Here is a 15652-nt window from a genome sequence, read left to right on the forward strand (position 1 = left end):
TGAGTCAGGAACAAGAAATGACAAATGAAGTTCAGCCAACATCTGGCGCATTCACGTTAACAAAGCAGGATAATGGCGTTGCTATTCTTAGCATGGACGTGCCTGGCGAAAGTATGAATACGCTTAAAGCGGAATTCGGCGATGAAATCTCTACCATGCTCGATGATATTGAGCGTGATAGCAGCATTAAAGGTGTAGTCCTTACCAGCGGTAAGCCTACCTCGTTTGTGGCAGGTGCAGATATCAGTATGCTTGCTGAGTGTAAAACTGCTGAAGACGCCACCACCATTGCTGCTGGTGGCCAAGCCATTTTCGATAGAATTGAAAACATGAAGGCGACGTTTGTTGCCGCTATTCATGGCCCTGCATTAGGCGGTGGTTTAGAGCTAGCATTGGCGTGTCACTATCGTGTATGTACCGATTCACCGAGTACTCAGGTAGGTTTACCTGAAGTTCAGCTAGGCTTGCTGCCGGGCAGTGGTGGTACACAGCGTCTTCCTCGTCTAATTGGCGTTCAGCAAGCAATGAAGATGATGCTTACGGGCTCTCCTGCGCGAGCCAAACAAGCCAAAAAATACGGCATTGTAGACGATGTAGTGCCGCATAGCGTGCTGTTAAAAGTGGCAGAGCAGTTTGCTCTTAAGCGCAAGCCTGAACGTGAAGCACCGCAAAAAAGCGTGATGGACAAAATGTTAGAAAAGACCGGCCCAGGCCGTAACATGATGTTCAAAAAAGCGCGCGAAGCGACCTTTGCAAAAACGAAAGGCAACTACCCTGCACCTGGCCATATCATCGATGTTATCGAAACTGGTATCAACGAAGGTATGAAAGCGGGCCTTAAAGCCGAAGCAGAAGCGTTCGGTAAGCTTGTCATGACCCCTGAGTCATTCCAACTTCGCCAAATTTTCTTCGCGACAACGGAAATGAAGAAAGAAAACGGTGTTGAAGGTGTTAAACCTGAAAAGATGAAAAAGGTCGGCGTGCTTGGCGGTGGTTTAATGGGCGGTGGTATTGCCTATGTAACTTCAACGAAAGCGGGCGTACCTGTGCGTATTAAAGATGTCCGCGCTGAAGGCATCGCTAACGCAATGAAATACAGTTACGACATTTTAAACAAGAAGGTGAAGAAGCGTTTCATGCGTAACAGCGAAATGCAGAAGCAACTTGCGCTATTAACCGGAACGTTAGATTACAGCGGTTATCAAGATGTAGATATTGTTGTAGAAGCTGTTTTTGAAGACTTAGATCTTAAGCAAAAAATGGTGGCGGATATTGAAGAAAACTGCAAAGAAAGCACCATCTTTGCGTCTAACACTTCGTCGATCCCTATTACGCAGATCGCGGCAGAAGCAGCACGTCCAGAAAACGTGATTGGCCTACATTACTTCTCGCCAGTAGACAAAATGCCGCTAGCTGAAGTTATTGCGCATGAGAAAACGTCAGACCAAGTAATTTCTTCAACGGTTGAGTTTGCTAAAAAACAAGGTAAAACGCCGGTTGTAGTTAAAGACGGCGCGGGCTTCTACGTAAACCGCATTTTAGCCCCGTACATGAACGAAGCGGCAAACCTTATTCTTGACGGTGAGCCTATTGAGCATATTGATAAGTCTCTGGTTAAATTTGGCTTCCCTGTAGGGCCTGTTAAGCTTCTTGATGAAGTGGGCATTGATGTAGGTACCAAGATCATCCCATTCCTTGTAGAGGCGTTTGGTGAGCGTTTCACTGCGCCTAGTGCCTTCGACAAAGTATTGGCCGATGGCAGAAAAGGTAAGAAGAATCAGAAAGGGTTCTATTCTTACAAGGGTAAAAAACCTGGTAAAGAAGTGGATGAGTCTATCTACGAGCTTCTTGGGCTATCACCTTCTGCTAAGCTAAGCGAAAAAGAAGTGGCTGAACGTTGTGTACTAATGATGCTAAACGAAGCAGCGCGTTGCTTGGATGAAGGCGTTATTCGTAACGCTCGTGATGGTGATATCGGCGCTATCTTCGGTATTGGCTTCCCTCCATTTTTAGGCGGACCATTTCGCTATATGGATATGCTTGGCATTAAACATGTGGTTGCGCGCCTTAATCACTATGCAACAGCGGTAGGCGATAAATTCGCACCGGCCGATGTGTTGGTGAACATGGCGGAAAATGATCAAACATTTTATAGTTAAGTTTATAAAATGTTAAAAACCGGGCTTAGCCCGGTTTTTTTGTGCCTGACGCCTATTTCTGCTGGTTTATTGCTCTATTTTGGGTAAAATCTGCGCGGTTAAGAATTAAACGTGTCAAATTGTTGGCGTCAATTATCAGTGGCTTAACGTGAATAATTGATAGAGACAAATAATTCTGCAAATTAAGGTTAAACAGGTTGGAGGCAGTGTGATTTCACTCGTAGTATTAAGCGTTATATTTTCTCTATATTTTTATGTAGAAGCGTTTAAATGGGGAATGAACGCGAAGAAGTGGGCGATTGCTGGCCTTATTCTAGGCCCTGTTCTACTGCCTATGTTCTCTATCTCTCGACATTTACACTGGCGTAATGCGGTTGGGTTTAATAACCTTTATATTGCGGCGTAGCTGTAGCGTTTACGTAAACTAATAGCAGTATTTCTTATCCCCCAGATATAAAAAAAGAGAGCAGAGGCTCTCTTTTTTTTGAAAATCGTTTTAACTTCAAATTAGAAGCCTACGCCACCATCACTGCCACCTGTCTTAGGTCTAATGTACTCTGGTTGAGTAACAGTTTCTTTTTGTGAGTCAGGAGCTTGTTTAGCGCCTTCTTGCTTGTCGGCAGCAACTGGGGTAGCGGTAGAAAGTACTAGTGCAACGGCGTACTCTTTTAACATGTTAATTTCCTCTGATTATTTTTTTGAACGAACAAACAAAGCCGATTGTTTTATATTTCTTATCGACACCAATGGTATAGCGAGTACCGTGCCAATATTAAGAAAATAATTAATGTTCATTTAAATCAATAGGTTATGGTTTGTTTTTTTTTGTGAGCTGACGGGGGATGCTTTAGCGCCATAAAGTTGGCACTAAAGTCTAATATACGAAGGGTTAAAAGGGCGTTTTTTTGCCTTGTGCTGCAAAAAGCGGAAGTCTGTAAGGAAATTTGACGCCCCTTAAGCAAGGCGCGCCATTCTAGAATTGCGTATTACCTAAAAGAGTATGAAGCTTTTGGTTTTCTGTTAGCAGTTTTTCAAAGCGCTCTGCGTTAAGCGGGCGGCTATATAGAAAGCCCTGCAGCATTTCACAGTCATAACGTCGCAGAATGTCGAGTTGAGACTCTTCTTCAACGCCTTCCGCCACCACTTTTAGCCCCAAGTTGTGGGCAATGTTTATGATAGCGGCGGCCATATGACGGTCGACGTTACTCTTTGCAATGTCGTCAATAAAGGCTTTATCGATTTTTAAGGTATTTAAAGGGAAGCGTTTTAAATACGCTAGCGACGAGTAGCCTGTACCAAAATCATCTAGCGCAAGGTGAATACCGCGCTCGCGAAGGCGAGTCATCATTTGTAGCCCGTTTTCAGGGCTTTCCATTAGCGTACCTTCGGTAATTTCACACTCCAAATGCAGCGGTGACAAACCCACATCGCTTAGTATTTTATTTATCCTGTCGTCTAAATCTGGCAACTCAAATTGCTTTGCTGAAATGTTTACGGCAACACGGCCGCTAAATAACCCTTGATTTACCCAGCGTTTCGTATCGGCACAGGCTTTACGTAGTACCTGCTCACCAATCTCAATAATTTGACCGGTTTGTTCTGCCAACGGAATAAATTGCCCGGGGCTCACTATGCCTTTTTGCGGGTGCTCAAAACGTACCAGTGCTTCCATACTTACCAATTTACCAGAAGCGATATCCACTTTGGGCTGATAATACACAGTGAACAGATCGTCTTTAATGCCTTGGCGAATAAGGTTTTCAATTTGCAGCTGCCTAACCGCGTTTTGGTTCATTTCACCACTAAAGAATTGATAGCTATTGCCACCATTGTTTTTGGCAAAGTACATGGCTGTGTCGGCATTTTTCAGCATTTCCTGGGGGGATTCACCGTCGTCTGGGAAAAATGCAATACCAATACTGGCACCAAGGACGAACTCCTGCTTATTGATAATAAACGGGCGCGACAGGGTATCTAGTAAGTTTTGGGCGTAGTGGGTTACCGTGTGGATATCCGCATTGTCTTCCATCAATATACTAAATTCATCGCCACCTAAGCGATAACAGGTGGCGTTTTTACCCGTAATGCGCTGTAGCCGTTTGGCGATTTGTTTAATCAAGATATCGCCAGTTTGGTGGCCTAGGGAATCGTTGATCTTTTTGAAGTTATCCATGTCTAAGCAAAGCAGGCTGTGTTGTGCTGCCTTTCGCACCAAGTTTTGGTGACTCGCCTGGAAAAACGAGCGATTGGGAAGCTCTGTGAGCGGGTCGACATTAGCGAGTTTCAATAGCTCTTTTTCAGTACTCTTACGCGAGGTTATATCGCTAAATACCCCTACGAAATGGCTAATTTTTCCGTCTTCATCGTGAACCGCATCAATATTAAGCTCCATTTCATAACGTTCGCCATTTACGCGCACGCTCTCTACTTCGCCCGACCAGTTGCTTTTAGTTTTAAGGGTTTTCTTAATTTCTTCGGTAAATGCGTCGGGGTACAAATGGAAGTGCATGTAGCTGGCTAGGGCCTGCTCGCGGGTTTCTCCCGTATAGCGGCAGTAAGCGTTATTGACACTAATAAACTTAAACTGCGTATTCGTGATGAACACCCCTTCCGAGATGTTTTCAATAGAGCGTTTAAATAGATTAAGCTGCTCTTCTGCCTCTTTAAGGTGGTGGATATTCTTAAGCGTCCCTGTCATTCGCACTGGCTGCTCGTTGTGATCGCGCTCTACTACTTTCCCGCGGTCTAATATCCAAATCCACTGATTTTTAAAGGTTTTAGCACGATAGGCAAGCTCGTAAAAATCGCTATTCCCCTCTAAATGCTCTCGTAACGCGGTCTTTACCCGATTGATATCGTTAGGATGAATGTTGGCATCATACGCGCCGGTGGTACGAATATCGTCCTGCGGAAAATCTAAGGTGCCCCAGGTATTAGCACGGTAGACTTGCCCTCGGTATACATCCCAATCCCACAGTTCGTCGCCAGAGCTCCAAAGCGTAAGCTTTAAGCGCTCTTCAGACTCCTTAATAGCCAATTGATTTGCTTTTCTTATCTGATATTGACGCACAATAAAGGCGAGTATGGCGAATGCGACAATGCAATAAAAAACCAGCGCTACCGCGTGAAGCCAGGGGGGGCGGTCTATTGAAATTCGTAAGTTTCGACTATCAGACCACGCTTTACCCGGCTCTTTGGCTTGAACTTCAAAGGTATAGTTGCCAAAAGAAATATTGTTGAATTGCGCGTTCCGCTCCTTATCAACATAAATCCAATCACTTTCAAAACCAGTGAGTTTATATCGGTAAGCTACTTGGTCTGGATAAACTGGATTAACGAGTCCAAACGAAATACTAAAGCGGGTTTCGTCGTGCTTTAGCGCTAACTGTTCGTCATAAGTGATATTTTCTTTTAACGATAGATAATTTGAAACGTCTTCACTTTCAATTTGCTTTTGTCTGGCTTTTGCCACTGAGCCAAACACGCTAACTTGATAAAGTTGCGGGGGGAGGGTTTGTTTGACCTGGTCACTCGCGTTCATTGCTTGCTTTGAAATTTTAACAAAGCCTTTATTGCCGCCAAAATAAATAGTCTTATCAGTTGTAGTAATTACAGCGCCTTCACCAAGAGAATTAAACTCCAACTGTGCATTGGGAATGCTGTCAGCCTCTCTTAGGGTCGGTAAGTGAACTTTATGAACCCCTTTGGCATCGGAATACCAGATGCTATTTCCCACCGCCGTTGTTGAGGTGATAAAACCGCTTTGATTGTCCCTCTTTTGTTTATTAAGTACGGCAAAGCTTTTTTTGTCTAGCTGGATAACGCCATCTGAACGTGTGGTTAACCACAAACCAGATGGGGTTTCATGTACGCCATAAACTAATGAGTTTATGTCATTTGATGAGTCCAGAACCTGAATGATTCTGCCCTCGCTAACAGAATAAATTATTATTTTTTTACCGGCTCTAAACCAAATATTACTATCGTCATCCTCATATATGGCTAGCATATCGCCCGGTTTTCCAGTCAGTGCCGTATTTAATACTTGAACATTTTGAATCTGTGCTGAAACAGAGTTAGTGTCTATTGAATAGACATGGCCGACCTCTACCTGCAGCCAAATGGCTGAGTCACTTTTAAAGATATAATCGATAAATGAACCTTTAAAATACTTGTGGACTAACTCCAAGCCGTCTCCATTGTCCTTTAGGACGAGTAAGCCTGCAGAGGATGCAATCCAAATGTTGTCCTGGTCATCAATTTCAATATCCCAGTAGTGTATGGCTGGGTCCATTTCCTCGAAAAAGTTGTAAAAGGACACATTTCCCGTTTCCCGAGATATTTTACCAAGCCCTTTTTGCTGAGAAACCAAATAAAGTGTCTTGTCGCTGCTTTCAGCAAAGCCCCACAAGGTAGAAAAGTTATCGTCGCTATGGCGGTCAGAATTATAAACGGGTTGAAAATGTACGCTGGCATATTCAGGGTGATACTTGAAAGCGCCGCGATGAAAGGTTGCGGCCCACACTACACCGGTCCGGTCCTCAATCACTCGCATGACGATGGCAGATGGAATGCCAGTTGCGCTGTAAGTGTCTGAATTTAAATGCAAAAAGTCAGGGCGATAATCAGGTGATATGGTGCTTTCAGCAGCATCTGACAATAAAAACAGTCCAATAAAAGTGCCGACCCAAATATCTTTACCCACTACAGAGATTGAAAGCGAGTTTACTTCTTCTTTGACCCCTAAATCATCGCTTTGAATTCGCTTTAAAATACGACCGTTAGAGGCTAAAACGATTAGACCTTCATTTGTCGCTAACCAATAATTGCCGTTAATCACGACTATATCGTGTAGCGCGCGTATATCTAAAGAGACGCCCCAGGGGTTGACTTTGCTTGTGTCGTGAACTTCCAGCGTTTCTGTATCTATTAGGGCGGCACCAAACTTGTTGGAGCCTACCCATATACGGTTAGCTTCTTCAAAGATAACTTTTATAAAGCTTTCGTCTTTAAAAACTTGGGTGAGAACGCTTATTTGTGACGTTTGTTTCGAATATCGGTAAAGGAACTTTTTATCCGAAAAAAGTACGTCACCATTATTCGCCTCAGAAATCGCTGTGATTAAATCTGTTTTTATTACCGAGTTTTCTTTATTGAAAACTTTAAAACTGTCTGACTCTGGCTGATAGAGCGCCAAACCAGAATTGGTTCCAACCCACAATTTGCCGTCTGAATCAACAAATAATGTTTTAATGAAACCTGAAGGTAAGGAATTCGGGTCGACATCTGACGGATGATATTGCTTTACGTCATAACCTGAATAGCGATTGAGGCCATTTGACGTTGCCAGCCAAATAAAGCCCATGTGGTCTTCCACAATATCAAGTACTGCAGTGTCTGAAAGGCCGTGTTGCTTATTTAATTCTGTAAAATGAAGATCAGAAACCTCTATCGCCTTTGCGGAAGAAAAAAGTACTCCCGACAAAGCCAACAAAAGAAGCAGCATTGAATATATTAGGGTTGAGCGCACCTAAACACCTTTGGCTTACGCCATTTATTATTTTTTTATTTATTTACTGGCAGCATCCCTAACGACCAGAACAATAAATATGCCGAATTAAAAGGGTCTCTACAAGGACTTTTTGGAAATAACAATATTGGTGGGTTACTTAATAGCCAACTCGCTTTTGTAAATCGATTAAGATGTACGTTTCAATAGAGTTGGCAAAAGGTGAAGGTATTAACTTATCAGTAATAAGGTATTTCCTGCTTAAACTGAGAAATACTGTTAATAGTGCGCTTTTCGTTAGTCGGTATAGTTTCAAATTTTCCTTTCGAAAACAGCACGAGCTCTCCACACCGTTCACGCTTGGCTAACTGGTGTGCGAAGTCTTGTATCTCTTCAAAGCTAAGGCTCTTCACGCGCTCTGCAAGCTTTGTGTTGCGGTTAAAACCCAAATCTTGGGTTCCCAAACTAACCCATAACCGCTGTGACTTCATAGAGAGGGTTAGGTCCCTTTCTTCTAGTTGTTTAATAAGGTTTTGTTGAATAGTAGGCCAGTAAAAGCGATAGAACTCAATTTCGTTTAGTTGCTGGAATAAAAAACCTGTCATGGCATCTAACAACTGTTTAGGGCTGCACTGAGGGCTTTGAATGTAAAAGGCCATTCCCGGATGCTGGTTGTGGGGAACATAGCCCGTACCAACAATGTAGCCTAGCTGCTGCTCTGTCCTTAGTGAATTAAAAAATGGCGCCGCCAGCATTTGCTCCAATACCATGCAAAGGGCTGTGTCTGTTAAACTGGGCGACGGGGCTTGCAGATAAAGCACCACTGCCGAGTCATCATGGTTGCACACCACTTCATGGTACAAAGTGCCGCCTACTGGTAACTTCGATACGGCCCGTGATAGCGGTGCACCGCCCGCGCTATCGCATTGACCTTTAAGAGAGGCTGAAAACGATTTTGCTTCATCACTGGTCCAGTTCCCATGCATAAAGGCTTCGACAAAGTATCGCTTAAAAGCCTTACTGCGGCTGGTAAGCATTTGGTCATAAGAGATGTTGTCGATCACGTCTAACAGTTCAACTGGCGCTTGCGTGTTTCTTTGAATCAGCACGCTTAACCGGGAAAATAAACGGTTAGTAGGCTTGTTTAAAAGCGAATTATGTAAGCTTTGAATTTGAAGGGCTTTATGGTGTTCAAATGCCCGCTCGTCCGGGGTGAAACTCAACACAGCGTCAAGAAGCTGGCCGGCTAACAATGTCTGTTGATTAGTAAAGCCTCGAGTATGCAGAGTAAACCCCGCCTGATGCCCATAAATTCTATAATGTAATCCAGCAATCTCGGCGCGATAGTATTTAGCTTGTAAGTAGTCATTTAGCGCGCCTAACCAAATTCGCTTTGCCGCGACCGAGGTTAAAGAATTTGAAAAAGAGGTCGCATCAAAGGAGATATAAATATCGCCTTTTGGGCTATGAAACTGCTGGTCTTGAGCAAACCAAAAGCGATAGTGGCCGTTGTCGACAAGTTTATTGGGAATATTGAACCCTGTTTCGGGCAAAACAAGAGAATATTCTTTTGCCAAGTAAGGGTTAGGTGGAGGAAGGTTTAGTGCCGCTATTTTTTTAGGCGAAGCGAGCGAACGTAATACGCTATCGTCAATAGGCTCAACGCTATATTCCGCCTCATAAAACGCGCAAACCTGCGTGGTGTCTACATCTTTTGAAATTACCTTTAAACGGATATTGTCTGGTGTAAAGTAAGATAAAGCGTGTTCTATAACAGTTCGGTCAAAACTACCAATTGTCGAACGCAACTGGTTTAACTCGCTAGCGTCAAAGATAAACTGATGCTCGGCATACTCAGTCACTAGGCCGAGTGGCTTTACATTTTCTTCGTATTCAAGGGCTAGGGCGTTAAGCTGCGACTTCTCGTGAAAGCGCCACTCTTCTACAGAGTCGTTTCGAATTAACGCTATGTAGCTAAAGAGGGCTTCTAATACCTGCGATTTGTTTTCAAGGCCTTTCTGAGTGAGCTGAAAACTCACATTAAAGTCTTTAAATTTGTCTCCCTCAATGCCTGAGCCTGCAATCAGGTTGAGCGCCCAGTCCTTTTCTTTTAAATAAGCAAGCAAGCTGCCTTCGCCCTCATCACCAATTAAGTGGCTGATGTAGTTTAACGGCTTTGTTTTGTAATCGTTTTGCAAAGCAGGGAGGGCGAAAGTCACAATCATTCGTTTAGCTGATTGTAACGGGTGTATATTTATCTGTATGCCCAACTCGTTTTCAGTATATAGAGGGGGCCAGTTATCGGGCGCGAGTTCGCCACTTGGCAGCGAGCCAAAGCACTGGTGTATAAGGGCTTCAAGCTGAGGAGTTGGCATAGGGCTGGCAATGCACAATCGCATATTCAAGGCGCAGTAGTAAGTTTGATGTAAAGATTTTAGCCGGTGCTTTAGTTCAGCGCATTCATGTTGTGAAAAGGTGTCGCTGTTGCCTACGGAAAATTTCGCAAAGGGGTGGTGAGGATTACAGGTTTCTTTGTGAATTTGGTACAGACGACGGAGGTCATCTTTTTTCTTAAATTCGAACTCAGCATGAATGTTTTTTATTTCGTTAGTTAATGCGTCTTCTTCGAACAAGGGCTGTCTAAGCATATCAGCAAACGCGGGCAAAGTTTGCGCTAACGCACCGCCGCTACAGCTAAAGTGGTAGTTGGCGTATTCAGTCCCCGTCCAGGCGTTTATTGTTCCACCGTGTTGCTCAATAAACCCATTAATTGCGTTCGGCTTGGGCAGGTGGCGACTTCCCATAAAAAGCATGTGTTCAAGTAGGTGGGCCAACCCCTGACAATCGTTAGGGTCGTAAAAATGACCCGCTCTAACCGCCATAGATACGAAAGACTCGCTGGCTTCAGGTGTATGGCATAACATGGCACACAATCCATTGGGTAGAGTAACGTGATGCGCATTTTCTAAGTTTATGGTGTTATTCACATTGTCTCGTTTTTGGTCAGGAGCACCTTACTGCTGGAGCATCTATTTAGAAGAACTTCACAAAACGTTAAATAATGTACGAAAATTCTCACTATTCGCCGTTTAGCGCTAGGCGTAGTATCAGCTCTCTGATATCGTTAGCATACATTCATTAATACTATGCGCAATGTTATGTCAGGTCAAAGTAGCAACGACGACATTTATCTTTTCATTATGCGTCACGGTGAAGCCGAAGCGCCCCGACTCGATGATAAAAGCAGACAGCTTACCCCTCTAGGTAGAGAACAAGCTAAAACCGCCGCATTGTGGTTAAAAGACCAATATTGCAATACAGGCGTCGTTGATTTAGCGCTTGTTAGCCCCTACCGTCGAGCAAAGCAAACCCATGATATGGTGTCGCTAGATATTGCTGCAGGCAAAGTAGAAAGTAGTGATGATATTGTTCCAGAAGGCTCGCCGAAACTTGTGAGCGATTACATTGATGGCCTGCTACATGCCGCGGTCAACTCCAAAAAGCCGATTAAAAAGTTGTTGGTAGTAAGCCATATGCCCTTAGTTAGCTACTTAGTTGATGAGTTATGCCAGTCGTACACAACAAGTTTGTTTTCTACGGCTTCTATTGCCGTCATTAAATACTCGCTACGCGAACACAAGGGCACGTTAGTCACTCACTATCAGGGCCTTTAACGTTTTTATTCAGCGTCGCCGATAAATTCCAAGAATTGTTCAATTAATCGTTAAGTATCCTTTTCTCCGGTCGATAGTATCTTTGAGAGTGTCAAAGTTTATTCTATTGAAGGGTTGGGAAATGGATAGCAAATCTATTCCTGAGCTCCTTAAGCGTTCATTGCAATCGCATATGGCGGAGGCGGATTTACGTGAAGATGAGGAGACGCAGGATATTATTGCCAAACTATCTGAGCTATCAGATAAAGTTGCTGCTGCGAAAGCTAGGGCACTGTCGAACCGTGAGCAGCGCCTAGCTGACGAAGCAAAAGGTGAGCTATAGGCAATAAACCTTAACCGTCATTATTTGAGTCTCTAGGGGGCACATAATATTCGGGCATGATCCGAACCGTTTTTATCATGCTTTCTGAAATATCCACAATCTCTAATGGGTATCCTGCCAAGCGCACGCTAATCTTGTTCTCAGGAATGTCTTCTAAGTACTCGAGCAATAACCCATTCAGGGTTTTCGGGCCTTCAGTGGGTAAATTCCAGTTCATCTCTTTGTTTAACTCACGTACGTTTGCACTTCCGTCAACTAACACAGATCCATCTTGCTGTACGTGCGCCTCTTTACTGTGGTCTGGCACCATGCTGGTGGTAAAGTCACCAATAATTTCTTCTAAAATATCTTCTAGCGTTACCAGGCCCATAATGTCGCCATATTCGTCCACCACAAGAGCGATTCGCTCTTTTTCCGCTTGGAACTTATACATTAGCGTGTGAAGCGGCGTTGATTCTGGCGTGTAGTAAATTTCTCGTACTGCGCGCAGTAGACTAGACTTGGTAAACTGGTCTTTTGATAGAAGACGCAGCGCATCGCGCACGTGAACGAAGCCCACTGCGTCATCAATGCTATCGCGATACAGTAAAACTCGGGTGTGCTGCGCATGAGTCAGCGCCTTTTGAATCTTCTTCCAATCGTCATTGATGTCGATGGCAAAAATCTCAGCGCGGGGCACCATAATATCTTCGGCGGTCACGCTTTCTAAATCCAAGATACTGACCAACATATCTTGGTGCTTTTTAGGGATCATGGTGCCGGCTTCAAATACAACCGTTCTTAATTCTTCGCGACTTAACGAGTCATCACTTCCATTAGCAGGGCTAATACGAAGTAATGCAAGGATGCCATTCGTGATGCCATTTATAGCGGCCACAAACGGGTATAGTAAGGTGAGCAAAGGCAGAAGAATAAGCGAGCTAGGAAACGCGATTTTTTCAGGGTAGAGCGCCGCCAATGTTTTAGGCGTCACTTCTGCAAAAATGAGTAACACCAAGGTTAAGCCAAACGTAGCGGCGAAAAGGCCCCAGTAATCGCCAAATAAGCGAATACACAGTATGGTTGCAAGCGAAGACGCCGCAATATTGACGAGGTTGTTACCAATAAGAATCAGACCGATAAGGCGATCAGGCCTGTCTAAAAGCTTAGCAACCCGTATTGCAGAACGGTTGCCTTCACTTGCAAGTGCTTGAGTCGATAGCGGTTTATCGACATCATGCCAGTTTCTGAGCTAGAGAAATACGCTGATAGTAATATGAGTACGCCGAGCGCGATAAACAGCGTACTCGTTGATATGTCGTCCAATTAGGGGGTCCCTGTCTATACTTAGGCTTCAAATGTATTGATTTGATGTCTGGGTTTCAAGGGGAAATTGTTGATATGCCCCTAATTGTTTAGAAAACCGCAGACATCAGTGCTTTTGGCTAGGTAACCTAGCGAGGTTGGTGATGAGTCAGGTGAGCGGGGTAGCGGGTTATTTAATCATGCTGACAATAAAAACTCGCGAACTAACTTGCTACCGAAGTAAGCTAGCGACAATAGCGCAACGCCCAAAACGGTTAGTGCTATAACCTGCTTACCACGCCAACCTCGAAGCTTTTGCCCAACTAATAGAATAAGAAACACCACAAGAGCAGCAGCAGAAAGCACGGTTTTGTGTGCGTAAGTTTTATTAAACATATCTTCTAAAAACACAAAACCGCTGATTAGCGACACAGTTAATAGTGATGTTCCGGCAAGTAGAAGTTTAAATAGGATGTTTTCTACCAGCATTAATGGCGGCAACGAAGAGTGTAATAGGGCTGCGCCTTTTTGCTTTAACCTGTAAGTGATGTAAGACATTTGCAGGGCATAAAGAAATGCAATCACCAAAGTACAGTAAGCAAAAAGCGACAAACTAATATGGATAACTAACCCGGGCTGCAGCTCAATGTGCATAATGTAAGACACGGGAATGAACTGTGATGCCAACACCGTCAAACTTGCAAAACCAAAAACAACGGGAAGCAAAATAAGGTTTGGAATAGCCCGTGCAAATACCAACATGGATATGGTTATTATCCAAGAAACCAGTGACAGTACGTTAGTAACGCTCATGTCTTGGCCAGGGGCCACAATAATAACATTGGTTAGAAATGCGATATGCGCTATTGCGCCTAGACTTGCAAGTGACAACCCTAAACGCTTATTGGGGCCGTCTTGATGTACGAATTTGCCAATAAGCACTGCAGCAGCGAGAGCATAGAGTAGGGCAGCAGAGATGGCGAAAAGGGTGTTCATGATGCGTCCTGTAATACGTGGGTGATGTGTTCACCGACTGAGTCGGTATTGATACTGCAACTTGCAAGTAAATTCAACCATCTCCTTGATTTTGTTTGTTTCACACCCACTTTTAGTGTGGGTATATAGGTACCTTCTGGTGCAATTGGGTAAAAATTTAACCGTAATTGTGGGTACGTTACGGTGCGCTTTTACGTTACAATGCACGCATTACGTCTGAAATAAAAAGAAGTTTCATACTATGTTTGAGAATTTATCAGAACGCTTAGGCCAAACATTACGAAATGTAAGTGGTAAAGGGCGTCTTACTGAAGACAATATTAAAGAGACGCTACGTGAAGTGCGCATGGCGCTGCTTGAAGCCGACGTAGCGCTGCCAGTGGTCAAAGCGTTTGTTGCTCAGGTAAAAGAGCGTGCGGTTGGTACAGAAGTTACTAAAAGCTTAAAGCCAGGCCAAGTATTCATAAAAATCGTTCAGTCTGAACTCGAGTCGGTAATGGGGGAGGCGAATGAAAAGCTTAACCTAGCCACTCAGCCTCCTGCTGTAGTGCTTATGGCTGGTTTACAAGGTGCGGGTAAAACCACCTCTGTAGGTAAACTTGCTAAGTACCTGACTGAACGTGAGAAAAAGAAAGTGATGGTAGTCAGTGCTGACGTTTATCGTCCAGCCGCTATCAAGCAGCTTGAAACCCTAGCTGATGAAGTGAAGGTTGCGTTTCACCCATCTACTATCTTACAAAAGCCCATTGATATCGTTAACGATGCCATCGCTGAAGCGAAGAAAAACTTCTTTGATGTTCTGCTTGTAGATACAGCAGGCCGTTTGCACGTCGATAACGACATGATGAACGAAATTACAGAGTTACACGCTGCGGTTAAGCCCATTGAGACCCTATTCGTAGTTGATGCCATGACAGGTCAAGATGCCGCTAATACAGCAAAAGCGTTTAACGACGCGCTACCACTGACCGGTGTTATTCTTACTAAGGCCGACGGTGACGCCCGCGGCGGTGCGGCATTATCTGTACGTCACATAACAGGTAAGCCCATTAAGTTCATCGGTATGGGCGAAAAAGTGGATGCGCTTGAGCCATTCCACCCTGAGCGTATTGCTTCTCGTATCTTGGGTATGGGCGACGTACTAAGCCTTATCGAAGAAGTTGAGCGCAAGGTCGACAAATCAAAAGCCGAAAAGCTGGCGAAAAAAGTTCAAAAAGGCAAGGGCTTTGATCTTCAAGACTTTAAAGATCAGCTTGAGCAAATGAAGAACATGGGCGGCATGATGGGCATGCTAGATAAGCTGCCTGGCATGGGTGGTATGTCTGATAAGATTAAAGATCAGGCAAACGACAAGCAGTTCAACCAAATGGAAGCCATTATTAATTCAATGACACCAGCTGAGCGCGCTCGCCCTGATATTATCAAAGGCTCGCGCAAGCGTCGTATCGCAGCGGGTTCAGGTACGCAAATACAAGATGTAAACCGCTTGCTTAAGCAGTTTACACAAATGCAGAAAATGATGAAAAAAATGTCTGGCGGCGGCATGAAGAAAATGATGCGCCAGATGAAAGGCATGGTGCCACCCGGTGGCGGTTTAGGTGGACCAGGCGGGCCAGGCGGCCCTGGTGGTTTTGGCGGAGGCGGCTTCGGCGGAGGCGGTGGTTTCCCTCCTCGCTAAATAACCACGGTTACTCTTAATAAAAACCTC

General features: G+C 44.3%; 9 protein-coding genes and 1 pseudogene. 5 read left to right on the forward strand and 5 right to left on the reverse strand.

Annotated elements, in window-relative coordinates; genetic code table 11:
- Window positions 1–17: 17 nt before the first annotated feature.
- Together fadJ and MADE_RS06355 are read left to right on the forward strand one after the other, a co-directional pair.
- On the forward strand, window positions 18–2159 hold the full coding sequence (gene fadJ / locus MADE_RS06350) for a fatty acid oxidation complex subunit alpha FadJ (RefSeq protein ID WP_023559564.1): 2142 nt from the start codon (window positions 18–20) through the stop codon (window positions 2157–2159).
- Between the two features lie 208 nt (window positions 2160–2367).
- Window positions 2368–2565 (forward strand): hypothetical protein, encoded by a 198-nt coding sequence (locus MADE_RS06355; protein ID WP_020743164.1) that lies wholly within the window; start codon window positions 2368–2370, stop codon window positions 2563–2565.
- Window positions 2566–2666: 101 nt separating this feature from the next.
- Here the strand turns inward: MADE_RS06355 and MADE_RS20670 are convergent, their stop codons facing one another.
- From MADE_RS20670 to MADE_RS06365, 3 genes are all read right to left on the reverse strand, one after another.
- Window positions 2667–2834, reverse strand: coding sequence for a hypothetical protein (locus tag MADE_RS20670; protein ID WP_023559565.1), 168 nt, complete (start codon window positions 2832–2834; stop codon window positions 2667–2669).
- 298 nt (window positions 2835–3132) lie between these two features.
- A complete protein-coding gene (locus MADE_RS06360; protein ID WP_023559566.1) occupies window positions 3133–7689 on the reverse strand; it encodes an EAL domain-containing protein in 4557 nt (1518 codons plus the stop codon).
- Between the two features lie 218 nt (window positions 7690–7907).
- Window positions 7908–10655 carry an insulinase family protein gene (locus tag MADE_RS06365; RefSeq protein ID WP_023559567.1) on the reverse strand — a complete coding sequence of 916 codons (2748 nt, stop codon included), beginning with the start codon at window positions 10653–10655 and terminating at the stop codon, window positions 7908–7910.
- A gap of 171 nt (window positions 10656–10826) precedes the next feature.
- On the opposite strand from MADE_RS06365, the gene sixA reads away from it, so the two are divergent.
- On the forward strand, window positions 10827–11342 hold the full coding sequence (gene sixA / locus MADE_RS06370; protein ID WP_020744710.1) for a phosphohistidine phosphatase SixA: 516 nt from the start codon (window positions 10827–10829) through the stop codon (window positions 11340–11342).
- A 121-nt stretch (window positions 11343–11463) separates the two neighbouring features.
- The gene (locus MADE_RS06375; protein WP_020743168.1) at window positions 11464–11664 is read left to right on the forward strand and encodes a hypothetical protein; all 201 of its coding nucleotides are present in this window, start codon (window positions 11464–11466) and stop codon (window positions 11662–11664) included.
- 10 nt (window positions 11665–11674) lie between these two features.
- On the opposite strand, the pseudogene MADE_RS06380 reads toward MADE_RS06375, so the two are convergent.
- Window positions 11675–12969, reverse strand: a pseudogene (locus MADE_RS06380) (HlyC/CorC family transporter).
- 177 nt (window positions 12970–13146) lie between these two features.
- Window positions 13147–13944 carry a cytochrome C assembly family protein gene (locus tag MADE_RS06385; RefSeq protein ID WP_023559568.1) on the reverse strand — a complete coding sequence of 266 codons (798 nt, stop codon included), beginning with the start codon at window positions 13942–13944 and terminating at the stop codon, window positions 13147–13149.
- A gap of 241 nt (window positions 13945–14185) precedes the next feature.
- Between MADE_RS06385 and ffh the strand changes: the two genes are divergently transcribed.
- Window positions 14186–15622 (forward strand): signal recognition particle protein, encoded by a 1437-nt coding sequence (gene ffh, locus MADE_RS06390; protein WP_020745612.1) that lies wholly within the window; start codon window positions 14186–14188, stop codon window positions 15620–15622.
- The last annotated feature ends 30 nt before the right edge of the window (window positions 15623–15652 follow it).

The sequence above is a fragment of the Alteromonas mediterranea DE genome, assembly GCF_000020585.3.
GTDB classification, from domain to species: domain Bacteria; phylum Pseudomonadota; class Gammaproteobacteria; order Enterobacterales; family Alteromonadaceae; genus Alteromonas; species Alteromonas mediterranea.

Excerpts from the sequence above, each read along its gene's own strand:
- fadJ (WP_023559564.1), top strand. The coding sequence starts at position 18 with ATGACAAATGAAGTTCAGCCAACATCTGGCGCATTCACGTTAACAAAG.
- MADE_RS20670 (WP_023559565.1), bottom strand. The coding sequence starts at position 2,834 with ATGTTAAAAGAGTACGCCGTTGCACTAGTACTTTCTACCGCTACCCCA.
- sixA (WP_020744710.1), top strand. The coding sequence starts at position 10,827 with ATGTCAGGTCAAAGTAGCAACGACGACATTTATCTTTTCATTATGCGT.
- MADE_RS06375 (WP_020743168.1), top strand. The coding sequence starts at position 11,464 with ATGGATAGCAAATCTATTCCTGAGCTCCTTAAGCGTTCATTGCAATCG.
- MADE_RS06385 (WP_023559568.1), bottom strand. The coding sequence starts at position 13,944 with ATGAACACCCTTTTCGCCATCTCTGCTGCCCTACTCTATGCTCTCGCT.
- ffh (WP_020745612.1), top strand. The coding sequence starts at position 14,186 with ATGTTTGAGAATTTATCAGAACGCTTAGGCCAAACATTACGAAATGTA.